The 22444-nt window shown below is 48.4% G+C and carries 20 protein-coding genes, 1 pseudogene and 1 riboswitch; of the genes and pseudogenes, 10 read left to right on the forward strand and 11 right to left on the reverse strand.

All coding sequences use genetic code 11. From position 1 onward, the window contains the following. Positions 1-80: 80 nt before the first annotated feature. Positions 81-221, reverse strand: a complete 141-nt coding sequence (locus tag AC0YNZ_RS13040) for a hypothetical protein (protein ID WP_475827010.1) — start codon at positions 219-221, stop codon at positions 81-83. A gap of 558 nt (positions 222-779) precedes the next feature. Here AC0YNZ_RS13040 and AC0YNZ_RS13045 point away from each other — a divergent pair. Continuing rightward, positions 780-1172, forward strand: coding sequence for a Fur family transcriptional regulator (locus AC0YNZ_RS13045; protein ID WP_475827011.1), 393 nt, complete (start codon positions 780-782; stop codon positions 1170-1172). Next, complete coding sequence (locus AC0YNZ_RS13050) at positions 1151-1984, forward strand: winged helix-turn-helix transcriptional regulator (RefSeq protein WP_475827012.1); 834 nt, start codon at positions 1151-1153, stop codon at positions 1982-1984. The genes AC0YNZ_RS13045 and AC0YNZ_RS13050 overlap by 22 nt, the downstream gene beginning before the upstream one ends. Before the next feature lie 650 nt (positions 1985-2634). Here AC0YNZ_RS13050 and AC0YNZ_RS13055 read toward each other — a convergent pair. Next, on the reverse strand, positions 2635-2787 hold the full coding sequence (locus AC0YNZ_RS13055; protein ID WP_475827013.1) for a hypothetical protein: 153 nt from the start codon (positions 2785-2787) through the stop codon (positions 2635-2637). 138 nt (positions 2788-2925) lie between these two features. Between AC0YNZ_RS13055 and AC0YNZ_RS13060 the strand changes: the two genes are divergently transcribed. Together AC0YNZ_RS13060 and AC0YNZ_RS13065 are read left to right on the forward strand one after the other, a co-directional pair. Next, the gene (locus tag AC0YNZ_RS13060) at positions 2926-3408 is read left to right on the forward strand and encodes a CcdC family protein (RefSeq protein ID WP_475827014.1); all 483 of its coding nucleotides are present in this window, start codon (positions 2926-2928) and stop codon (positions 3406-3408) included. A gap of 19 nt (positions 3409-3427) precedes the next feature. After that, a complete protein-coding gene (locus AC0YNZ_RS13065) occupies positions 3428-4771 on the forward strand; it encodes a DUF2252 domain-containing protein (protein WP_475827015.1) in 1344 nt (447 codons plus the stop codon). Between the two features lie 403 nt (positions 4772-5174). On the opposite strand, the gene AC0YNZ_RS13070 is transcribed toward AC0YNZ_RS13065, so the two are convergent. Both AC0YNZ_RS13070 and AC0YNZ_RS13075 read right to left on the reverse strand, forming a co-directional pair. Beyond that, positions 5175-5639, reverse strand: a complete 465-nt coding sequence (locus tag AC0YNZ_RS13070; protein ID WP_475827016.1) for a hypothetical protein — start codon at positions 5637-5639, stop codon at positions 5175-5177. 266 nt (positions 5640-5905) lie between these two features. Beyond that, on the reverse strand, positions 5906-7006 hold the full coding sequence (locus tag AC0YNZ_RS13075; RefSeq protein WP_475827017.1) for a GNAT family N-acetyltransferase: 1101 nt from the start codon (positions 7004-7006) through the stop codon (positions 5906-5908). A 49-nt stretch (positions 7007-7055) separates the two neighbouring features. Beyond that, a riboswitch (ZMP/ZTP riboswitch) is annotated at positions 7056-7135 on the reverse strand. A 274-nt stretch (positions 7136-7409) separates the two neighbouring features. On the opposite strand from AC0YNZ_RS13075, the gene AC0YNZ_RS13080 reads away from it, so the two are divergent. From AC0YNZ_RS13080 to AC0YNZ_RS13090, 3 genes are all read left to right on the forward strand, one after another. Continuing rightward, entirely contained in the window at positions 7410-7976 is a 567-nt protein-coding gene (locus AC0YNZ_RS13080; protein ID WP_475827018.1) for a glutathione peroxidase, read from the forward strand. A 988-nt stretch (positions 7977-8964) separates the two neighbouring features. Further along, complete coding sequence (locus AC0YNZ_RS13085; protein ID WP_475827019.1) at positions 8965-9297, forward strand: hypothetical protein; 333 nt, start codon at positions 8965-8967, stop codon at positions 9295-9297. Positions 9298-9545: 248 nt separating this feature from the next. Continuing rightward, entirely contained in the window at positions 9546-10535 is a 990-nt protein-coding gene (locus tag AC0YNZ_RS13090) for a hypothetical protein (protein WP_475827020.1), read from the forward strand. Between the two features lie 268 nt (positions 10536-10803). Here the strand turns inward: AC0YNZ_RS13090 and AC0YNZ_RS13095 are convergent, their stop codons facing one another. From AC0YNZ_RS13095 to AC0YNZ_RS13125, 7 genes are all read right to left on the reverse strand, one after another. Next, positions 10804-12327 (reverse strand): glycosyltransferase family 4 protein, encoded by a 1524-nt coding sequence (locus AC0YNZ_RS13095; RefSeq protein WP_475827021.1) that lies wholly within the window; start codon positions 12325-12327, stop codon positions 10804-10806. Continuing rightward, the gene (locus AC0YNZ_RS13100) at positions 12324-13070 is read right to left on the reverse strand and encodes a glycosyltransferase (protein ID WP_475827022.1); all 747 of its coding nucleotides are present in this window, start codon (positions 13068-13070) and stop codon (positions 12324-12326) included. The genes AC0YNZ_RS13095 and AC0YNZ_RS13100 overlap by 4 nt, the downstream gene beginning before the upstream one ends. 21 nt (positions 13071-13091) lie before the next feature. Beyond that, complete coding sequence (locus AC0YNZ_RS13105) at positions 13092-14306, reverse strand: hypothetical protein (RefSeq protein ID WP_475827023.1); 1215 nt, start codon at positions 14304-14306, stop codon at positions 13092-13094. Positions 14307-14504: 198 nt separating this feature from the next. Then, positions 14505-15158 carry a response regulator transcription factor gene (locus tag AC0YNZ_RS13110; protein ID WP_475827024.1) on the reverse strand — a complete coding sequence of 218 codons (654 nt, stop codon included), beginning with the start codon at positions 15156-15158 and terminating at the stop codon, positions 14505-14507. Then, complete coding sequence (locus tag AC0YNZ_RS13115) at positions 15142-17298, reverse strand: histidine kinase (protein ID WP_475827025.1); 2157 nt, start codon at positions 17296-17298, stop codon at positions 15142-15144. Before AC0YNZ_RS13115 ends, AC0YNZ_RS13110 begins: the two co-directional genes overlap by 17 nt. 66 nt (positions 17299-17364) lie before the next feature. Beyond that, a complete protein-coding gene (locus AC0YNZ_RS13120; protein WP_475827026.1) occupies positions 17365-17547 on the reverse strand; it encodes a hypothetical protein in 183 nt (60 codons plus the stop codon). Between the two features lie 96 nt (positions 17548-17643). After that, positions 17644-18594 carry a polyprenyl synthetase family protein gene (locus AC0YNZ_RS13125; protein ID WP_475827027.1) on the reverse strand — a complete coding sequence of 317 codons (951 nt, stop codon included), beginning with the start codon at positions 18592-18594 and terminating at the stop codon, positions 17644-17646. Between the two features lie 161 nt (positions 18595-18755). On the opposite strand from AC0YNZ_RS13125, the pseudogene AC0YNZ_RS13130 reads away from it, so the two are divergent. The 3 genes and pseudogenes from AC0YNZ_RS13130 to AC0YNZ_RS13140 form a co-directional block, all read left to right on the forward strand. Beyond that, positions 18756-19025: pseudogene (locus AC0YNZ_RS13130) on the forward strand (DUF6973 domain-containing protein); the annotation flags it as partial. Between the two features lie 452 nt (positions 19026-19477). Next, positions 19478-20596: a S8 family peptidase gene (locus AC0YNZ_RS13135; protein WP_475827028.1), complete on the forward strand. Its 1119-nt coding sequence runs from the start codon at positions 19478-19480 to the stop codon at positions 20594-20596. A gap of 105 nt (positions 20597-20701) precedes the next feature. After that, a complete protein-coding gene (locus AC0YNZ_RS13140) occupies positions 20702-22375 on the forward strand; it encodes a glutamine--tRNA ligase/YqeY domain fusion protein (protein ID WP_475827029.1) in 1674 nt (557 codons plus the stop codon). Positions 22376-22444: the final 69 nt, after the last annotated feature.

The following is a 22444-nucleotide window of genomic DNA, read 5'->3' on the forward strand; positions in this document are numbered from 1 at the left end:
AATAAACGCAAATAAGAAAGGCTTCTGCTTATCCGAGATAACCAGAAGCCCTTCACATGCTTGGTAGACTACTATTCAATTTATTCAAACGCTCCAATCCGCTGCTTGCCTTTCTTCTTCTTCTTCCTTTCGAATTTGTTACAAACCTTATCGACTTCGATCCTAACTTTCTTGACCTCGATCAACTTCCTTTCGATTTGTTTCAAATCCTTTCCTTCCATAAGTACCTGTCATCCAAGTGACCGTCGTCAACTTCACATTCACAAAAAGTACCTGTCATTCAAATGGCTCTCAACTTCACATTCACAAAAAGTACCTGTCATTCAAATGGCTCTTAACTTCACATTCACTGAAAGTACCTGTCGTTCAAATGGCTCTCAACTTCACATTCACTGAAAGTACCTGTCGTTCAACTCTCAACTTCACATTCACTAAAAGTTCCTGTCATTCAAATGGCCGTTAACTTCACTTTCGCTGAGTCCCCCGCATGTCCAGTCGTTCCTTCGGTACTCTCCTTCCCGAGTTAATGGGACATGCATCGCTAACCTACGTCAATGGGCTATCCCCTCTCGTTTAAGATATTTTTAGTATACACCTTTATTAGAATTTTGTAAATATTCAGATTATTAATTTCGACAATAAATTTAAAGCGCTTTCATAGAGTGGGGAAAAAGTAGATAGAGTTAAAAGGTTTGTCATATCGGACATCGAGGTTGACCGTTTTGGCATATAATTTTATACTTAGTCTAAAGTCAGTATATAGAAGGAATGATGTTCTTATGAACAAAATTAACTTAACGATACAGCGTAAAGCGATATTTGAAGTGGTGCAGCATGCGGATGACCATCCTACGGCGGCGGATGTCATTGACCGGCTGCGCGGCAAAGGCTTCAACTTCGCCTACGGCACGGTGTACAACTCGCTTCGCTATTTGACGGATGTGGGACTCATTCGGGAGCTCAAGCTAGGAGAAGCGGTAAGCCGTTATGATGCCCGTACCGACGAGCATCAGCATATCGTGTGCACCGTGTGCGGACGCGTGGATGAAGTGCTTACCGAATTACCGGGAGACTGGCTGCAGAAGGCCGTTTTGGAGACGAAGTATAAGATTGAGCATGCACAGGTCGTATTAGAGGGGGTTTGCGAGCAATGCACGACGAAACAACCGTAAGAGACGAGGCTTTCATGAATATGGGAGCGTCATTAGATCAGAGCGAGACGGCTGAATATTCGGAGGAAGAGCTGCTTCAAAACGGGATGCTTTGCTCGATAACCCAGCGCGTTATGATTATTAGTCCTCTGCCTGAACGGGTTAAGAGCTTGCTTGTTGCTTTGTCAGGCGAATGCTTCGATGTGTTTTCGCTGCATGATTTTAACAAAAGCATGCTTCAAAGCCTGCAGCCGGAGCTGCTGATCTATGATGCGATACCTGTCGTACATGCTGCCACGGGTAATACGCTGCAGGCAGGAGCGGAATTACTGGAATCTGCCGACTTTCACGCGGTGCCTGTTCTTATTCTGCTGGATCAGAAATCGTATGATTCGCGCGGCACCTTCGCTCTTGGAGCGGCGGAGCTGCTTATATGGCCGGCTAAGCCTGAGCAAGCGATAAAGCAAATCAACCGGATGCTGCTGAATCGGCCGGTTTCAACAGTTCAAGCTGCGGTCGAAGACATCCGTTCGTTTAAGGATATTACGATCGATCTCAAGAAAATGACCGTTGATCGGGGCGGACAGCGCATCGATCTTACAAAGACGGAATACGATTTGCTGCTGCATTTCATATCATCGGACGGGTCCGTGCTTACGCGGGAGTCGCTGCTTGATACGGTGTGGGGCTTGCAGTTTTACGGAGGCAGCAACTTGGTCGACGCCCACATTAAGAGCTTGCGCAAAAAATTAAAGGACAGCGCCGTAGCCCCAAAATATATCGTTACAGTGCGCGGCGCAGGCTACCGGCTTGCGGATAATCGGGACCGGTAAGCGGCCGGGCTTTCCTTATTGATGTGGTTCTGCTGTAGAGGGAGTTCAGCTCATTAGGGCTCTTCATACGGAGCAGATTAACGGGAAAATCTCCTGCTAATCGCGCTGCCGTGCCTCTTTTTGGACAAATAGCAGGAATTACTCCCCTTAAATCGATCGAACGGGGCTATTCCTCGAGTTTTATCCGATATTAGCAGGAGAAAATCCTGTTAAGTTGAATTTTCCGCGATATACGTCGATTTAGCAGGAGAAATTACCGCTGTATTTGTCGGGATGTCCAATAACGGTCAATTGGGACGGTAGCGATTAGCTAATAAAGTGACTTTGAACGGGGACTGGCCTTATCCGGTTGGTTGCCCTATAATTATAGACAAGAGACGAAGAACGTCCCGTTAACACTCCTAGGTGAGTGAGAACGGGACGTTTTCTATTTTTCCGGAGAGGATGATTGGAATGGCGTATGATGAAGCGCATCACTCATTCATTCAATTTCACATCGATAATAGGAAGGGCGAGCGCCGCGGCAGACTGGAGTGAGGTCATGGCCATGCCGAAGCCCTGTTTTTGCGTAACGTATCGTGATGAGCAGACATCAGCCCGGACAGTCGCCGATATCCCGTGTACTGCTTGCAGAGAAAGAAATTATCCGGCTAGCGATGCAGCATGCCTTGAAAATCGGCCGGGTCCTTGCTGATCACCCACGGTACCAGGTTCTCTCCGCTTCCCAGCCACTCGTGATAAAACGATAAATAAGCATCCTTTAATGCTATAGTTGGTTTTACTAATGCGACACTCGCTTCCATAGAATTCCCTCCGCAGCACCAATTGAGATTGATATTGACAGGGATAGCTCAATCCATTCAATGTTTGCAGTGAATCTTTTTTTGCAGTACGATGAAAGAAATATTCGGGCATTTAAACCATACAACAGGGAGGACTCGGTGTTGTTGTCTACACACTTGATCCAAGTCGGCTCGGTCATCGTATCGGCTCTAGCTGGTCTCACACTTATCATACTTCGTATTCGAGCCGGAAATCAGCCCACCTCCTTGCGAAAAATTGTAATACCGCCGCTGGGAATGGCAACGGGCTTCATCATGTTTGCCTTTTCGGTGACTCATATTCCATGGGTCTGGGGATTATCTGCTTTTTTGACCGGCATGCTGATCTTTGCGTTTCCGTTAATCGTTACGACCCGTCTGGAGCGTGTTGAATCCGAAATTTATGTTAGGCGCTCGAAGGCATTTGTATTTATTATGCTGACGCTCTTCATCATTCGGCTGTCTCTGCACGGTGTCGTTGAGAAGTATATGTCGATTCCGCAAACCGGGACGATTTTCTATTTGCTTGCGTTTGGTATGATTATTCCATGGCGTCTTGCTATGATTAGCGATTATATGAGGCTGAAAAAACTAGAATCGTAGTTTAACGGAGGGAGAGCCTATGGATCCGAAGCTGACTGAACGAGTAAAGCTAACCCAGAACAAGCTTAGAAGGCGGACATTATCCGCGATATTTCAAGAATTTGATCATAAAATGATGAAGCTTGAGCGCAGCAAGCGCGAGGAAAAGTATCTTAAAATGTCGGAAACGCCATTTTCCTTTTTTCGCGGCAGCGCTTATTTGTTTTATTTCGACGTGTCACGGGAATGGTTTCCGTATCATACGCCAGTTAACCGCCCGACCTGGATTCAGGGCGATTTGCATTTCGAAAACTTCGGCGCCTTCCGTAATGAGCGGGGAACGCTTGTCTATGACGTGAACGATTTCGATGAAGGTTATTTAGGCTCGTATTTGTATGACCTGCTTCGGATGTCGGTTAGCATCGCGCTCGTCGGAAGATTAAAGGGGTATACATATGATAGCCAAATCAGCTCCATTGAAGTATACTTGCAGGCGTATTCTAAGCAAATACGCCGATTCGTGAAGGGAAAGGATGATCCCGCCACGTATGCAATCGACGTCGATCAAGCGGAAGGACCCGTGAAGAAGCTGCTCAAAAAGCTGCAAAAACGCAAGGATCAGCATTTCCTGGAAAAGGTGACCGCACTCGTGCAGGAGCATCGACAGTTTGCAGCGACCGATGAAATCGTTCCGCCAACCGATGAGGAACGAGCTGTTCTGCTTGAGGCGTGGCCGGTTTATTTAACTACCGTCGCAGCGGATGATGCGGAGGAGCTGCGCCATTTTCAGGTGAAGGACATTGCGGTGAAGCATGGCTCGGGAACCGCCTCCATCGGTCTCGACCGATTCTACGTATTAATTGAAGCGGGCGAAGAAGAGCAAGGCGAGGATGATATCGTGCTTGAGGTGAAAGAGGTACGAGTGCCGGTTCCGGCGTACTTCATGCCGTATGACGAGACATTCTGGTCGATGTTCGAGCATCAGGGCAAGCGGGTAACGATGACGCAGAAGGCGATGCATCACGAAGCGGATCCCTACCTCGGCTGGCTGTCCATTGGAGAACGGCAATTTTATGTGCGGGAGCGATCTCCGTACAAGAAGCGTCTCAAGCTTGATTCGCTTGAGACGGCGGGCGATTTGCTATCCGTCACGACGAGCATGGGAAAGCTGACGGCTAAGCTGCATGCGCGTGCGGATGCCGATGTGGCGCTGGGTATTCTCGCTTATCATAGCGAAGTGGAGATTGTAAAGGCAATGGGTGATGACGAGGATGTATTTTGCGCGTCGATTGCGGGCTGGGCTATCTCGTATGCGGACCGGGTCGAGCAGGATTACGCATTGTTCACGGAATGGCTGGGCGGGAGAAAGAAGCAATCGCACTAATAAATGAGATTATATAAGAGGACTGCTCACAGGCAGCGAGATGATTCGCCGCCTGTGAGCAGTCCTTTTAACTTTTATATTTGCCTGTTTTTCAAAGAGACAAGAGTTTTACCGCCTTCGTTGTCCCCACTCCGAGGCCAGCGAGAGGAACCGGAGTGAAGCGAAGGCAAAACAGGAATCCAACCACCGGATTCGAAAACTCTAAGTAAGAACCTTCTCCCATTATCGCCCGGTACTGATAGGGCCGCTCCAGGTACGCGGCAAGTTGGTCAACTCCAAGCAGATCGACGGCGTCACATACGTCGCGGCGCGGGCCTATGGTGACCTGAGATATCAAGACAAAAATCACAACCATCGACTAAAGTGAAATCCCCGCTGGCTTCGGCTGGCGGGGATTTTTGTGTTAGTTTAACGGTATAGCATCAATTACCACTATTATTGGTTTTCTTCTTAGCTCCTCAATATCTTTCTCGTAATCATAAGCCTCAAAATAATAACTAAGACCATCATTTGGCTGGATTATGGTGGTATATACTTGTGCGACGTCGTCCGAAACCAGCTTCGGATTTCCATCCAGATAGCCTCCAGAAACCATGGCCCAGATTTTTAAACCTCCTGGTGGGAAAATTCTTATTGTTACCTTAAGTGGCTTGCCGCTAATGTTTGTCCAATCACCTATAGGACCATAGTACGTAAAATAACCAATTCTCCCAATGGTACGGTGCTTTGAGGTGCGGGCTTCCGGATTGTAATCTCCCAGTTTCTCGTCGAGCCATAAACCAGAAGAAGCGGAAGCCGTTCCTGCGGTTATCGAAAACAGACTAAACCCAACCAACGCAGCGGCCATAAACATTTTTATTCTCTTCACCAACACTCACTCTCCCCCAACTAAAGGTTGAGTTTATTATCCTACTTGGATCATAATTTGTTAATATGTACCAAGAACTAGTTTTTTGTTGATATGTGTCGGCAGCGTGTTATTAATAACCGGTGAATTCTTACGATATTAACCAAGACATCATCCCACCAGAACATGTCATTTACACTAGTGCCATGTCGCATGCTCACTTATTCGCAGGATTTCGCCCTTACCAGAACTTTTACTAAGAGCGTGTAGATATCGGTTTTTCTTGCTTAGGGTTGTTTTGCATCTGGCATTCCGGCGACGTACCGTTCGTACAAGTGCGCGCTCCAGCCCCGACCGTCATAGCGCCCGCAAAACGCAAATCCCTCACGGGCATAATACCTATTGAGCGCCGCGTTATCAGCCATACAATCTAGACGCAGCCAAGATTTGCCCTGGTCTTTGATATAGCGCTCGGCCCAATTGATCAGCCGCGTGCCGATCCCCATGCCTTGACAATCCCGGGAGACGGTCAGCCGATGTACATAGCCAGCATTTTCGTGGAACTGATCTCCCCAAATCTCTTCATATCCCCATTGCACGGAAAAGCAGCCGACAGGCACACCATCCATATGCACCACAAAAACCTCATACCGATCGATTACATCGGACACATACGCATGCGTAAACCTCTCCTCACGCCACTGGACAAAGCCCTGTGTCCGCTGAATCCACTGTGCCGCACCGACCAAAAGACCGCGTACCGTTTCCGCATCCTCCAGTACGGCTCTTCGAATATCCAGCTCCGCATGCCAGCGGTACTCCAACCGCGAAGCCGTTTCCATCGCCCGCGATTCGCCGCACAACCTTGCCACGACATGCAGCGCCGCGTCGAACCCTGTAGTGACACCGCCGGACATGACGATACTTCCGTTATCGACATACCGAACATTCTCCACAACCATTGTACCTGGCGAAACCATGCCTCGTAAAAGGTCGTAAGCCATCCTGTTCGTTGTCACCCTGAGCCCCTCAAGCAAACCGGCTTTCGCCAGCAACAGGGCGCCGGTACATACTGAAAGCACAACCACGGCGTTACCCGCCGCCTCGTGAATCCAGGTGATCAGTCGTGAGTTGACTATTTCTGTGCGAGCCCCCAAACCTCCGGGCATAATGAGAATGTCAGTCTTTGGACAAGTGTCAAAGCTATATTGGGGCGTGATCGTGATGCCGCTAACGGTTGTTACAGGAGTTTCTTTTTCAGCTACCGTAAAGACCCGAAAATCCCGACCCAAGTATCCAGTCACCCCAAACACATCATGAGGCCCGGTAAAATCCAAAGTATCTACCCTATCGTACAACACAACTGCAACCTGCCTTGCCCTCTCCATCGACATCATCTCCTTAGAAATAAAAAGAGCATTTGACCCATCGGATCAAACGCTCTGCCCAGGCGATCGGCTGTATGTAATATGCACTCCCCCGTAGTCCTCTACGTTTCGCCAGTTACGCATACCAGAAATTCCCTTTATTATACATAGAAAAATTAGAGACGTCTAGATGAAACCCTTTACTCCTTAACCGCCGCAATCAAAAGATAAATCTGACGCCTCGCTTCGTCCCGCATCTCTATGTACGTCACATGGCTTCCTCCGTCGGCTGCGGCTCCGAAGTCGGCGTTGACCCGAAAGTTAGTTTGACAAGTCCTTGATGTTCATGGTATTCTCTTCTAGAAAATATATTGTATACAATTTAATTTATTGAAATCTATACACTAAGAGGAGGCAATGGGAAATGAGCGTTTATTCGTATGAACTGGAAACAATTAAAGGTGAAGCAGTAAGCATGGAGCAATACAAAGGAAAGGTGTTGATTGTCGTCAACACGGCTAGCAAATGCGGCTTTACGCCGCAATATGCGGATTTGCAAAAGCTGTATGCCGAGTATAAAGAGCAGGGGCTCGAAATCCTTGGTTTTCCAAGCAACCAATTTGGCGAGCAGGAGCCGGGTGCGAATTCCGATGTGCAAAACTTTTGCCAGCTGAACTATGGAGTTACGTTCCCTCTATTCGCAAAGACCGAGGTACGCGGTGAAGCGGCTCACCCTCTATTCAAGCATCTGACGGAAGAAGCGCCTTTCGACGGTTTTGACACAAGCAACCCTAGCGGAAAGATGCTTAATGCCTTCCTTCAGGAGAAGCTGCCGCATTATCTGGAAGGCAACTCAATCAAATGGAACTTTACGAAGTTTCTGATCGATCGCGAAGGGAATGTCATAAAACGGTTCGAGTCGACTGACGAGCCCTTCGATATGAAGGCCAATATCGAGCAGCTGCTTAAGTGCTCCCTCACCCAAAAATGAAATATATGCGGCTTCCGGGCGAAAAAAAGCCCATTTAATGGCTATTTTAGTCGTTTTGCGGGGGAGATTGGCGTCTGATGGCGAGTTCGTTCTCTTTTCCGAAGAAAAGCGGATATACATTTGATCCGTATTATGCCGATAGGGTGAAATTTAAGTGAAATAGATTTGTAAATAAAGGCTAGAGCTCACGCCTGCTTGAGTTAGTGGCCCAATACACATAGTAAAGCAGAAAAAACTGATCCAACATACCGGATAAAGAGCTGCGCTGCAATCATGAAGCAATTACATTTTATGATGTGGTAAATAAGGCATCTCATTGCATACAAATTAGCCAATCGAACGCCTTCACTCCCGCTATTTACGGGTAAGAAACAGCATTCTAGGCGAGGATGGATTGAAAAGGACAACGCTGCTTCACCTTGTGTGAACCATCATCACAGCCGGCACATGAGATAAATACGCCTATTTAGCGGTACAAAAAAAACTAAAATGGGGCTAGTCAACAGGCGTGTTCGCATTTACGGGAGCAGGTTGAAAATGGACAGAAACGGAAAATCCGTTCTGTCTATTTTTTATGCCCTGTGGAAACGTTTGGAGCAGGAATATGGCGCTCGACTAATAAGTAAAAAAGGTTGTAAATATGCAATTATAAATAAATTATTATAGATGTATTTGAAGTTTTTCTTTATCATTTCTGGTTTTAGTAATAATCTGATTTGAAGTTAATTGGTTATAAATATGCATAAAAATAATTAGGGACTCAATTTGCTTGTTAGGAGATCTAATGTCGGCTGGAAAGATCAGCCTCGGATGAATGGTGTGCAATCTGATATAAATATTGTCATCCGTTTACGCCTTCCACCATGTAATGTTTGTTGCAGCGGTAATGGAACCTGGTCCAACAGAAATGGTGATGGATTGGCCCTGCGGGACGATAATGCTGCCCGTAAAATCTAAGTTGAACATGCCTGTCGCCATAGGGAGTGACATGAATGAGGTAGGGGAGCCGCCTACAGTGCCGGCAGACGTTATGGCTGTTGCGATGCTGGCGGTGGCATTGCCGAATTGGCAGTTAAAAGGGGTGGGAGCAGCTCCTCCGGAAACTGTCCCGCCGGTATACAAAATGAGGGTTGCCGCTGCAGAAATACCGCCGGATATTCTGGAAACGTACAAGGATCGGTCGCTTAAGGCCGGATTCGTAATTTGGACAAGCTGGTTTGAGCCCCCGCCAATGGCCGCGCTTGTTGTAGTGACTATTAAGAGTCTGCCGCTGCTTGAAGCATCTGCCTCCGGTGGGGCGAAAGAGGCGGATGAGCTGTAAGGATTGTTAATGAGCATGTAAAGAGGGTGGTTCTCATTATTAAAAACCGCATTATTTGTCATATTGAAAACCTATTCTTCTATTGATGTAGATCTATTGTTGGCATTTCCGCTCCAGGAGCGTGCGGTTACCGGACGCTGTACGCGGCAGGTTTAGCCTGCGAACGGCTGTATGAGTGGGAGGCGGCGAATTATTATAGTTGGTCGATCGCTCAGCACCCCGGTTATTTGGCGGCATGGGAACGTTTAATGCTGCTTGGAGCCATGGACGACCGGTTTCGAGTGCGATTAGAAGAAGCTTTGTCAGAGCTGCAAGGTGACAGTCAAAACCGTGCGTTGTCTGCGGTAGGAGAAGCGCTGCTGGAGCGGATGGGGGATGCGGGATTTGAATGGGTAGCTGGGAATGAAAGCGGGAAGCGGGCGGGCGGCAGCTTGATGGAGGATTTATGCGAGATGCCGGGTGAGGAGCGAAGTACAGGCTTGAGTGGGAGTCCGGGCGTGGACTTGAGTGCGGACCAGAGTGAGCGCCCAAGTGCATATTCGAGTGCAGACCCAATTGTTGAGAGGTTGATAAGGTCGGTTTATGGCGTTGCCTGCACGGAGCAGGCCTTGTTTTGGCGCGGGCTGCTTTGCGTGCAGAAAGGCAATATTTTTCAAGGACGTAAGCTGTTGGAGCAATTGCCGGAGACTGACGAACGGCGGGGGATTTATTTGTACGCGCTGGAGCTTCGCGATAAGGGCGATGGGGCTGCGGCGACGCAGGGCGGATCGGCGGCATTGGAGCAGGCGCTGCTGCGCGTTCGCGCATGGCAAGCGTGGGGTATGCTGCGGGCCGCGAACAATAGTGATGCAGGCGGCGGATCGGCGGCTTTGCCGCCGCTGCAATGGTGCGCGGTTATTCGCGCACCGCTCGGCTGTCGCGCAGCGCAGCGCATAGCGCTCGCGAGCGGCAGCTCGGCGCCCGCTCAGCTTGCTGCGGGCGTGCTTGCTGCCGCAGCAGCCGACTGGCGCGCTGCGGCGGACTGCTTTGGCGGAGCCGCGACTGCTGCGGCGGCGAAGCCATGGGTTGCACGCGCCGCCGCAGCAGGGCTGGCGGCAGCATTCGCGGCGCGGGCTCGCGCCGCTGCAGCAGCGCCCGCCCATGCGGCGCTGCGCAATCGGGCGGTGGCGGTTACGGTGCCGCCGCTCCAGGCTGAAGCAGAGATGAGGCTAAGGGCGGTCTCTGCGTTATTTTCATGAATAGAATGAATTTCTTTATTCATAAAAGGGCGATCTCCTCGAAATTAAAGGAATAATTTCCATCTAAGTAAAGCTTGTGAGCGCATAGGGGCAATATTAGCAGGAGTTTTTCCTGCTAATACCTATGCTAATTGGATTGGCAGGATATACAGGCTATGACCGAGCCGGTAAGCATGGGATTCACATGCACAATTGATAAATCCGCCCTAAACAGAGCTGAAAATTAGCTTTACAATACCATCCGTTCTAGCTGCGGGCTGCCCATTCGCTACAGGCGGGTAAGTGATGCGCGCTGCGCATCTATAATGGCCGCCCATTGCGCGTTCCATTTGCGTTGATCGAATGCGAGAGCGGTTCTGCGGGCCATGCGGCCCATAGAGAGGCGTGCAGCTTCATCGTCTAGCAAAAAGCGAACCGCTTGGGTGAGCGCTTCGGCTTTTGGGGGGACAAGCCTCCCATTCAAGCCATCGATCACGATATCATTCAGTCCGCCGACATTGCTGGACACGACAGGGACACCGCAGCTCATAGCTTCCAAGCAGGCAAATGATGTCCCCTCTGAAAAAATCGTCGGGATAACAGCGATGTCAGCATTCCGATAGGCATCCCGCACTTTATCGAAGGAGTACGTGCGCTGCTCGATTCGGTCTTTATGGGGATGAACATCCAGCCAAAGATGGAAAGCAATCGCAACAGACGTTTTTTCGACAAGCTCGCCGGCAAATTCGATTACAACATAAGGGTACTCTTGCAGAATCGCATCCGTTAGCAGCATCATGGAAACAACTCCGCGTTCGAAGCTCAATCTGCGCGGAAACAAAACGCGCAGCTGTTTGCCGCGGCTTTTAACTTGCGGGTTTTCCATCCTCGCAATCTCACCAAGCTCCCCAACGACGAAATCATCCACACTCGCAAGCCCGCCAAGCACCTTAACGACAGCATCATATCCCGCCAGCTCGCCATTTTCTTCCGCCAACAATTCTCCCGCATTCGGTTTACCGCGAACTTGAGCAGGCGACTCCGCTAATTTCGCATGCTCACCCCGCGCACCATAGGCCGGATCAAGCGGCCGCTCCTGTCCGCGCCCGCTCCCATCTAGTTCACAGCCGCTTTCAACCATTGCGCCCGGACCCTGCTCGGCCCCGCCCGGCACATGGTCCGGCGACTTTCCGCCGCGGCTGCCGACACCGTCAGCCCGGGCGGCCGCATGGTCGCGGCTGCTATCAGTAACGTGATCCGAAGGTGTAAACCACTCCGTATTAACTGCATTCGGAAGCAGGACGATGCGGGCTGGATCGGCGTAGTAGCTGACGGAGCGGCAGTACATCAAAAAGTGCGAATCGACGGATACAACCCGGCCCAGCTGCCCGATTGCTTTGTCGATGATAGCGGCTATTTCTTGCTTTGCCTCGCGCGGCATATCATGGCGATCCCAGTTAATGCCGTGGCAAATGCCAATGCTGCCCGGCCGATACCGAATCGGATGCCAGATACAGCTGCCGTAAATGATAAGCCCTTCGCCGGCGTCGGCCATCTCCTCGAAAGCGGCAGCGATATGATCTGTTTCATACGTCCAGCCTCTCACGCGTACGCCCTCATAGACCGTATCGAACGCGCCAAAATAAGAAAGCTGATGAACGACCGGACGCAGTCCCATTCCCGCAATGACCTGACAGAGCGCATGCACGTACCGCTCCAGGCCTCCGCCGAACGGGCGTGATAGATTTTGCGTATATCCATCCAAATAACTATGCGTTAATATCGTAACCGTAGAAGATGCGGCCTTACTCAATCCTCATTCCCCTCCTCGCGCCAACGGACCAGATGCGGCTTTGGATCGAGTATCGACTCGTAATGCGCAAGATTTCCCCATTTGCCGAATGGATCAATCTGTTTATAGCGTTCATACTTCGCCCGCCGGTCGGCTTCGCTTCCGGTCCAGCCCAAATGCTTCACCCGAAACTCAGTGCAAACCCCCGGCAGCGCGGCTGCGGTAATGGGCAGCCTCGGCACATGATGCTCCCATTGCGGATAATAATAATGATAGCCGGGCAAATAACGGATAAGCGTCATCGTATGCCGTTTATGCAAATTCCACCATTCATCCTCGCGGTAGTGGCTAAGCGAGCCCCAGAAGTCGTACATGCGAAACGCAACCCAATCGTACTGGTCCTGATTAATTAGCTCCCGAATGGCTTTTGCCGCCCGCTGCTCATAGATTTCATCCGCATCTACGGACAGAATCCAATCGGGATCAGTCGCAATCGCTTCCTGCCAGAGCCTCTCCCGCAGCTGCCATTCTGAGCGAAAGAGTGACGTATCGAGACGCACAAGCTTCACGACCTTATCGAAGGAGCGGCATAGCTCGTAAGTTCCGTCTGTGCTGGCGTCATCGACAATGACGAGCTCGTCGGCAAAGCCGGAAAGCTCGGACAAAACCGCCTCTAAGTACCGGCCCTGCGCATTTCGCACCTGCATAATGGCAGTCAGCTTGTTGCCGTCTTTTTTGCGTCGCCAAATGCGTCCGTCGTTCATGGATACGCCCTCCTTCTTCGCTTAATCAATCCCGGTTGATCGGTCTGTCTCCTTGGCGAGCTCCTCCACCGCTGCGTCGAGCGCCGCGATCTCGGCTATATTTCCAAGTGCCTCAACCCGGCTTTCCGCCGCCTCCAAAAAAGCATGAATCGCCTCGTAGCGCTTCCCCTCCAGCAGCGATGAGGTTCCGCGAAGCAGTAAATATTGCTGCCGTTCATCTTCAGTCTTCAGCTGCTCCGGAGAAATTTGGTCTAGCGCCTTCTTCAAGCGGCCGGTTTGTACGTTGGCTTCGATGAACAGCCGGAGCGCCATAGGCTCTAACTCCATATGCTCCAGCTTCTCAAGAGCTTGCTTGAAATCATCGTTTAACCGGTAAAGCAGCGCTCCCGCCAGCTCATCCTTCCCGGCATCAAGCCAGTCATCGAGAAAGTCAACCGTTCGCCTCTCCTCCTCGGTGACAGCGGTAAAGCTGTACGTTTGGACAGCCTGCCTTGTCAGTCCCTGCTTTAGTTCTATCGCGGACAAAAAGCGGTAATACGTGCTCAGCGCGTCCCCTTTTCCTTCTAAGACAGCCAGCTCAAACGATGCAAGCAGCGCCTCTTTCGCCCGTTCCAGATCATGAATGAGATACCGGAAGACCGCATGGAAAAATAGAGCCTGAAGCCGGTCCGTCCCTTGCTTCTCCGCCCCGTCTAGAAGCAGCTTGCTGTACTGCTCCGCCAGACAGCGCTGCTGCAAACGAACGAGCGGCTTCGGGGAGAAGCCGCTAAGGGTCCAGCTAAAAGCCTGCCTTGCCAGCAGGTCGCACACCTCGTCGCGGCCGTCCAGCAGGAAGACATGCTCCGCGCAAAAAGCCTGCTCCAAGTAATAGGGCTCCGCATCGGCAATGATCAAATCGGCATGCGCGCACAGCCATTTGCGGCATTTCGTCCAAAGCGCCGGCTCGCCCTGCCGGGGAGAATCCGGCATTGCAATAAGCTGCTTCGGGCCGGCAGCCATCGCCGCCTGAATCCAGTAAGGATGCATAACGACGGCTGCTGCTTCCTTCCAGTCGAAATGCTCTAATTGCTTCAATGAAAGAGTCTGTACTGCTGCGGGAGCCAGGGTTGAAACGGAGCCATCCGAAATGAGATAGATGTGATGCTGCCCGCTAAGCTTTTCGAACAGCTTCTGTAATGGATCAGGGAGATTGTTCCAGCCGCCATCCGGAAAAATAACAAAGGACGAAGCAGTCACCGGCGATTCACCTTCCATCCTGTCAAATCATGTATTCGCTTTTATGAAGCCTATGCAGGGCCGGCATGTACGAATGCAAATATATTTGCGGGAAGGGTTGAATGAGCCGTCAGCGGGGCGGAAAATTAGCTGGAACAGGCGGGTTTGGGGGGAGCGCGAGAATGAAGGGGGGGATGCCATCCGGCATCCTCGCTGCCTTTAATCGACGACCCGTTGAAAACGGTCGTCATTCGTAATTTTGGTCAGAGCTTCTGCCTTTGATTTAACGCCTAATTTGCCATATATTTTTTTCAAATAATTTTCGACGGAGCTCTCGCTAACGTGAATCGTGCTGGCAATCTTGCTGTTGGTGCACTTGTCGGCTAACATGGATAAAATTTTCTGCTCGGTCGTGGTCAGATCCGCTTCCCAATAGTGTTTAACGTGATCGGGGCGCTGCAGTTGAATCTGTCTGAATATCGGTAAAGGCACGATCGTTTGCCCGCGAATGACGGCATGGATCATATCGATAATATCTTGGGGCGACGCACTTTTATTCAGAATGCCGCTCACGCCGCTTTCAATGAGACGGTTAAAGTAGGGGACGTAATCATAGCCCGTATGAATGATGATGTGAATGGAGGGGTGCCGCTCCTTGATTGCGGCGGCAATGTTAACGCCGGTATCATCGGGAAGGTTCAAATCGAGTATGACAACGGAAGGGAGCAGCGTTTGAACCATCTCGATTCCGTCTTTGCCGCTTGCGGCAATGCCAAGCACCTCGATGTGTGTATTCTTCTCCAGCAAGTATTGAATACCGAACGCCATGGCCGGATGATCGTCAATAATGAGTACTTTAATTTCTGGATTCAAAAACGTCTCTCCCTTCCGCAGGCAGCGTAATGATAAGCTTTAAACCTTCATTAATAGAGGTGAAATGCTGCATTTGTCCTTCTAAACTGTTGATCCGATGCTGGATGCCATGCCAGCCGATGCCGTCGTTATGGATGGTGTCGTCAAATCCGATGCCGTCATCGCGATATTCCAGAGCGAAGGCTTGATTTGCTTTATATAAATGAAAATCAACCTCATTAGCTTTGGAGTGCTTCTTGGCATTAGAAAGCAGTTCCTGCATGATGCGGAACAGATGATGGTGCACATCGGATTCGAGCTGATCCCACTCGGCCTTTTGTTCGATGCGCAAATGGAGTTTGAACGGAACATTCATTCGCTCCGTCTCAATCAGATTGGAGGCCGTTACGGCAAATCCGACTTCCTTCAGAAGATGAGGGTATAAGTGAAAGCCTGTTTCCCGAACATTTAAATTAATGATGTCTAAGTATTCTGCGAGCTCTTTTAATTCATTTCTTATGGCTGCGGAATCGAGCGCCCCGTCGCGCAGCGTTGTCACTCTCTGTTTTGCAAAATAAATATCCTGCATGACCGTATCGTGAAGGTCGGTTGCAACGCGTCTTCGCTCTTTTTCTTGCATTTGATAAAGAGATTTTCGGAACCACAGGTAAGAATCGGCGGGCTTGTCTGAAGCGGCGGCTGGTTCTGAGATGAGCTCGCTTACTTTCATCGACAGCTTCTCGGATAAGTATATGTTCTCAATTATAATCGAAAGCTGGGCATTTAACATAGCAATCCACTGCTGCTGTTCGGCGTTGAAGGGCAGATTCGGCTGCTTTCTTATCATAATTAGATGACTAGAAAAGTCTAACTCCGGGTTGACCGCGTAGATCACGTATTTGGAGTTGTGCGAATCGCCGGTTTGCACAGCGCGCTCCATTTCAGTTGTATTCAACGAGCCATATACAGCCAGCCTTACTCTTGTATTGTCATTGAAACGTATGGCTGCTGCTTCCAGCCTAAGCGCCGAACAAATTTGCGGCAGCAGGCTATACTGCGTATCCTCCAGTTTCTTAATTTGCCCGTGGTCCGTCAGGATGCGATAAAATGCGTTTAACCGGTTATTTCGGACAGGCAGCAGGAAAAGGGCAATGCTTCTATTTTGAAAAAGCTTGTTTTTTACGGTGTAATAAATAAAGGTAGCCGGAAACAGGGTAATAAACCAGACCGCATAGGAGTAATCAACGATTGGCTTGCCGAATAGATCGGGTATGACCGATAACAGCAGAAACGGCAAAAACGATAGAACAAAGGCGGTAAATATGATTTTAATGACCACTGCGGAAAAGGAGTATTCATGACGTTTTTTCAAATAGATGACAGCTAAGAGAATGATCGAAAGCAGGGAGCCGAGTGCAAAGCAGAGCAAGCTTATATACCGGTCTATAATGAAATAGGGGTGCATGGGCACGGCGAAAAAGTACGAAATACGCAGCGCGGCCAGCGCAGTCAGCAGCGTAAATATATTTTTGAGCCAGCGGTACGAGAAGAGCTTATAGCCTTTTTCCGTAAGAAAATGGTAGATGAACTGGGCGAGCAAAAACGGAATAAACGACATTGTGTTCAGCATAACGAATCTGGCCATGCTGTCTGCGCGTGAAGAGGCTTCGGCGCACATGAAGGCGAGTCCCATAAAGATGAACATCGTGAGCAGATAACAGGTGGACTGCGAGTGCTTCACTTTAAGATAGACGAACACGGATATGGCGAATAGGACAAGCTCGCCGGTTAACCCCAGTACGTACCTGGTTGAGAGCTCGTTCGTACTGTTTATTATATCGTAGCTGTAACGAACGTCGCCGCGAATCACTTCAATAGAGTGGGCCTGTTCAATATCCCTGAATTTCAATAGAGAGATGTGCGAGCCTGCCGGCTTTCCGTCAATGCTTACAACGGTATCGTTTACGGCTAAGCCTATTTTCTGGGCAGCGCCGCCTTTATAGAATTCCGAGATCACCCATCTGCTTGAACCGCCATCTTTCACTCCTATTCCCAGATAGGGGTAGTGAAAAGTAATATAACTGACCCATGAATGAATGAGCAGCAGGACTGCGCCTGTAACGATGAAGATGGTCCGTTTCATGTATGATGTGCTGTGCATGGCACTATCCTTTCATAACGCATAATAAAAGAGCCTGACTTACTCGTCAGGCTCTTCATTATTCAATCAACCCCAATAATCGGCTGACGAGTTTCCGGGTGCGGAAGCGGGAGTTGCGAATGATCGTTTAAGAGCGGTTTTCTGTTCTTTGGAGATCGTTGCTTCTGTCAGAATGGCGGAGAGTTTTTCCTTTGAATGTCTGATTGCTGCAATTTGAAGAGCGGTCTCTTTAAGCTGTGGTGACCACATGGGTAAATTCCCCCTGAAATTGGTTATTTCGACAAATTAATTATACCAAATTAGTTCAAAAGTTTGCCCTAAATTTTTTTGGGGTATACCGTAAATTTATTTGTGGAAATGGTTGATCGTAATGGACCTGAATCGAAGCTCCCATGGCCGAAGAGCAGGTATCGTTCTCAAAATATGATCCGCCTGCTGCAGGTAAAGGCGTTGAACAGCCGATATATATTCCGCAACGCCCGATGCAGTGATAAAATCGGCAAGCTGCTTCTGTTGATAGACTAGTTCCTCGATACCGTATATACCGTCGTAGTAGTTTGAGAGAAGGGGGAATGCTTCCTTGCTTAAGTCATACAAATATAGGGTGGCAAGCGTCTTTTTACGCTGAACGATATCGTTTCGCTTTTGGATCAGGGTGAGGTTTTTTACATCATTTTGCAGTTGAGCGGCAATCCCGATGTGCCGGGAGCATTCGGCTAGCTTGCCGGCGGTCGTTTCATTTTGGTTTTCAATAAGCTGATAACCCATATGTACAGCAAGGCTGACGAGCGAAGCGGATTTCTTGGTGACGACCTGCAGATATTCTTCTTCTGTGGATACGGCATTCTCAATATCTATATGCTGGCCATTATGGGCGGCTGCCAGGAGCTTAAGTGCGGTGGAGTCGAGCGGCTTGTCAAGGCGGCCTGCGATAGCGGCGACGAGCAGACCCGAAGCGCAGTTCATGGCGGCAGCAGGTCCGCACTGCATCCACGGCGGTTCGAAATTGTCCTGATCCTGCAAATCGTCGAATATGTCCAGACTGAGTATAATCAGCTCCGTTTGAGCGGCTGCATGATATATATCCGGAGAGCTGCCTCCCATCATGTAATAGGAATACATCGTTAGTTCTGTCCATATGGTAGACTCTGCTTTTTTATAGTGAATAAAGCTTCTAACTATTCGATTTAAGCTTTCTTCATAGAAGTGGCTGTCAATGATTTTGAAGAGTTCGAGTGAAACGTTGTCGAGCATCGCGTTTATGTTATCCGGGGAGGCCAAAGCATGTTCATTCATTTGTGCTTCATCCATTCGTTATATGGTTTTTATGTAACATGACTATTGTAGCATCTTAAATGGTAGAATAGTCTCCCCCAAATAATTTAAGGGGATGCCTTAAATTATTTGAGGGGAGATTATTCAATTAATATCCATTAAACTATTTTAATAGCAGAACCAGTAGTGTTGGTTGGGCAAAGTCCTGGACAGATGCACATGAAACAGGTGCATCAGGCCAACCGGCAATCGAGTTCAATATGGATATAAATAATAACTACTATGGTAGAGTACAAGCCATAAACGCGAACATTTCTAGTTCTAGTAGTGTTACAGCAACTAGAACAGCAATTGTAAATGTTTATAAAAGTGGAAATTTACAATATATTTATAACGGGACTCGAGTTAATTTTGTTGGCAAGGATGCGGATTTTGTGAATTTGTCAAATTAGGATAAGATCCCAGTAAAAAAGCCCTTGCGCTATCTCACCGCAAGGGCTTTTTTTATGAAAAAACTTTTTTATTAAGTACAACAAACGATTGCCTTTTTTTCATATTTTTTCTTTATTTTCAACTTTCCTTCGTCATCTATGATATATGGAATATCATTTGTCTTCAGTCGTAGTACTAGATTATTATTTGGATTTTCGTCAAAAGTAATAAACCGATTTGATTTATTATAATTGACAACACCAATAATAAATACTAGGACTAAAATAGTTAAAGAAGTTATAAGCATTTTCCTCAATTGATCAACCCCTTCCTGTTATTCAAATTTCTTTTTAGGTACCACCCCATTTTTCATTATATTTGAAAAACAGTTAAATTTCACCTAAACAGTAATTTACTGTAGAGAAAACTCATTTCTAATTACCATCATAAAACTTATTAAGGCGGTATTCTTGTGAAACGAAACTTACTAATAGTGATCTGTTTTTTCTTTCTTTTTAGTTTAAACACAAAAGTTAGAGCGAGTTCAATAAGCCTTTCAACTAATAATCAAGTATATCTAATTGGATTTAAAGAAAAAAAGGATTTTAACATTGTTAAAAAAGTAGGAGGAAAAATAAAAAAAAGTTATAGTTATTTGCCCGTTATTGCTGCAGAATTGACTGCAAGTGAAGAGGAAGATCTTTCCAAAAACTCCGAAGTGGCATACATAGAGGAAGATGGAATGGTTTATTCCACAAGCCAGATCACACCATGGGGAATTTCTAGAGTTAAAGCTCCAGATATTCATGGAAGTTTTGTTTTAGGAACTGGAATAAAAGTTGCCATTCTTGATTCAGGAATCGCCTATAATCATGAGGACCTTTCAGTTATAAGCGGTGTCTCTTTCGTCGATGAAACATTTGACTACTTTGATGATTATGGACATGGTACTCACGTTGCCGGTATTATCGCTGCTTCCAACAATTCATTAGGAGTACTGGGCGTATCACCGGGTGTTAGTTTATATGGAGTAAAGGTTCTAGATAGCAATGGGAAAGGGAATTACAGCGACGTAATTGAGGGTATCGAATGGTCAATTACAAATCACATGAAAATAATAAATTTAAGTTTCGGAGGAATTAATTCCTCTCAGACATTACAGAAGGCAGTCGACAAAGCATTTAATTCAGGAATTCTTCTCGTTGCATCAGCTGGAAATCAAGGATATGACCATAAAGGAAATATAACTTATCCTGCTGCTTATGATTCTGTATTATCGGTTGGTGCAGTAAATGAGTTAAATCAAAGGGCTGAATTTTCAAGTGTAGGTCGTACATTAGATCTGATGGCACCGGGTGTAAATATAGAGAGTTCTTTTCCATTTGGGTATGGCTTTGATAGTGGAACCTCTATGGCTGCCCCACACGTTGCTGGTATTGCTGCGCTCCTTTGGCAAACAAAACCTGAATTAACCAATATTCAAATTAGAGATTCATTATTAAACTCCGCTATAAGTTTAGGAGACCCCTTTTATTATGGGAAGGGGTTAGTTGATGGAATTAGAGCGATAAATTATAACTATATCAAGTAAAAGTTGCTTATCATGTTCCGCTGATATACAAGGAGTATTATAATTTCACGGAAATTTGTGTATTATAGTAGGATAAATATTTTCCGTGGGAAAGGTTGGTCGCAGATGGAGAATGCAGTAGAGAACAAGTCCTCATCCTCGAATTTTATAAAAAACATTGTAGTCGAAGATTTGAAGAGCGGCCATGTGCAGGAAATTGTTACGCGTTTTCCGCCGGAGCCGAACGGCTATTTGCATATTGGGCATGCCAAGTCGATTTGTCTGAACTTTGAGCTCGCCGATGAATTCAAGGGCAAGACAAATTTGCGCTTCGACGATACGAATCCACTTAAAGAAGATACGGAGTATGTGGAATCCATTCAAGAGGATGTCCGCTGGCTGGGCTTCGAGTGGGACGAGCTTCGTTTTGCGTCGGATTACTTTGAGGAGCTGTACAACCGTGCGGTGCTGCTTATCCGGAAGGGGAAAGCGTTCGTTTGCGATCTGACGGCTGAGCAAATGCGCGAATATCGCGGCACGCTGACCGAGCCGGGCAAGGAAAGCCCGTATCGCAGCCGCTCCGTGGAGGAAAATCTCGATTTGTTCGCACGCATGCGCGCGGGCGAATTCAAGGACGGCGAAAGGGTGCTGCGCGCCAAGATCGACATGGCTTCACCGAACATTACTTTACGCGATCCCGTTCTGTACCGTATTGCGCATGCGCATCATCACCGCACGGGCGATGCTTGGTGCATCTATCCGATGTACGACTACGCTCACCCGCTAAGCGATGCGATTGAAGGCATTACGCATTCCATCTGTACACTGGAGTTTGAAGACCACCGTCCGCTGTATGACTGGACTGTCGCAGAATGCGAGATGGCTGCTGCACCGCGCCAATATGAGTTTGCCCGTCTGAACGTAACCAATACCGTAATGAGCAAGCGCAAGCTGAAACAATTGGTGGATGAAGCGGTCGTGGACGGCTGGGATGATCCGCGTATGCCGACGATCAGCGGCTTGCGCCGCAAGGGCTACACGCCGGAAGCGATGCGCGCATTCTGCCGCGAGATCGGCGTGTCGAAGAGCAACAGCCTCGTGGACGAGCGCAACCTTGAACATTTTATTAGAGAAGATTTGAAGCTGAAGGCCCTTCGTACGATGGCTGTATTGCGTCCCCTGAAGGTTGTCATTACGAACTATCCGGAAGGCCAAACCGAGCTGCTGGAAGCTGAGAATAATGCCGAAAACGAAGCGATGGGAACGCGTCAAATTCCGTTTTCCCGCGAGATCTATATTGAACAGGATGATTTCATGGAAAATCCTCCGAACAAATATTTCCGACTCTTTCCCGGCAATGAAGTGCGTCTGAAGCATGCGTATTTCATCACATGCCAAGAGGCGATCAAGGATGCGGACGGCAATGTTACCGAGCTGCACTGCACATACGATCCGAAGACGAAGAGCGGGTCCGGTTTTAACGAGCGCAAGGTTAAGGGTACGATTCACTGGGTGGAAGCTTCCCGGGCGGTCGCTGCAGATTTCCGGTTGTTCGAGCCGCTTATTACGAGCGAGGCGGAAGAGGAAGGCAAACCTTTCCTGGAATGCATCAACCCGAATTCGCTTGAATTGCTGCAAGGTTTTGTCGAGCCGAATATGAAGGAAGCGGCGGGTGGCGACAAGTTCCAATTTTTCCGTCATGGCTACTTTAATGTTGATCCGAAGGATACGACGGATGAGAAGCTGGTCTTCAACCGTATCGTTTCGCTGAAGAGCTCGTTCGACCCGACCAAAGCATAAGCCGAACGAATCACAGAAGCCTGCCGAGCCCATTATACTCGGCAGGCTTTCTTTTTATTTATAGGAGGA

It is taken from the genome of Paenibacillus sp. J2L1-98 (assembly GCF_056269405.1).

What these genes read in the sequence shown, in the direction of transcription:
- AC0YNZ_RS13040 (WP_475827010.1), bottom strand. Translation starts at nt 221, where the DNA reads ATGGAAGGAAAGGATTTGAAACAAATCGAAAGGAAGTTGATCGAGGTC.
- AC0YNZ_RS13045 (WP_475827011.1), top strand. Translation starts at nt 780, where the DNA reads ATGAACAAAATTAACTTAACGATACAGCGTAAAGCGATATTTGAAGTG.
- AC0YNZ_RS13050 (WP_475827012.1), top strand. Translation starts at nt 1,151, where the DNA reads ATGCACGACGAAACAACCGTAAGAGACGAGGCTTTCATGAATATGGGA.
- AC0YNZ_RS13055 (WP_475827013.1), bottom strand. Translation starts at nt 2,787, where the DNA reads ATGGAAGCGAGTGTCGCATTAGTAAAACCAACTATAGCATTAAAGGAT.
- AC0YNZ_RS13065 (WP_475827015.1), top strand. Translation starts at nt 3,428, where the DNA reads ATGGATCCGAAGCTGACTGAACGAGTAAAGCTAACCCAGAACAAGCTT.
- AC0YNZ_RS13075 (WP_475827017.1), bottom strand. Translation starts at nt 7,006, where the DNA reads ATGGAGAGGGCAAGGCAGGTTGCAGTTGTGTTGTACGATAGGGTAGAT.
- AC0YNZ_RS13080 (WP_475827018.1), top strand. Translation starts at nt 7,410, where the DNA reads ATGAGCGTTTATTCGTATGAACTGGAAACAATTAAAGGTGAAGCAGTA.
- AC0YNZ_RS13085 (WP_475827019.1), top strand. Translation starts at nt 8,965, where the DNA reads ATGAATGAGGTAGGGGAGCCGCCTACAGTGCCGGCAGACGTTATGGCT.
- AC0YNZ_RS13090 (WP_475827020.1), top strand. Translation starts at nt 9,546, where the DNA reads ATGCTGCTTGGAGCCATGGACGACCGGTTTCGAGTGCGATTAGAAGAA.
- AC0YNZ_RS13100 (WP_475827022.1), bottom strand. Translation starts at nt 13,070, where the DNA reads ATGAACGACGGACGCATTTGGCGACGCAAAAAAGACGGCAACAAGCTG.
- AC0YNZ_RS13115 (WP_475827025.1), bottom strand. Translation starts at nt 17,298, where the DNA reads ATGCACAGCACATCATACATGAAACGGACCATCTTCATCGTTACAGGC.
- AC0YNZ_RS13120 (WP_475827026.1), bottom strand. Translation starts at nt 17,547, where the DNA reads ATGTGGTCACCACAGCTTAAAGAGACCGCTCTTCAAATTGCAGCAATC.
- AC0YNZ_RS13125 (WP_475827027.1), bottom strand. Translation starts at nt 18,594, where the DNA reads ATGAATGAACATGCTTTGGCCTCCCCGGATAACATAAACGCGATGCTC.
- AC0YNZ_RS13140 (WP_475827029.1), top strand. Translation starts at nt 20,702, where the DNA reads ATGGAGAATGCAGTAGAGAACAAGTCCTCATCCTCGAATTTTATAAAA.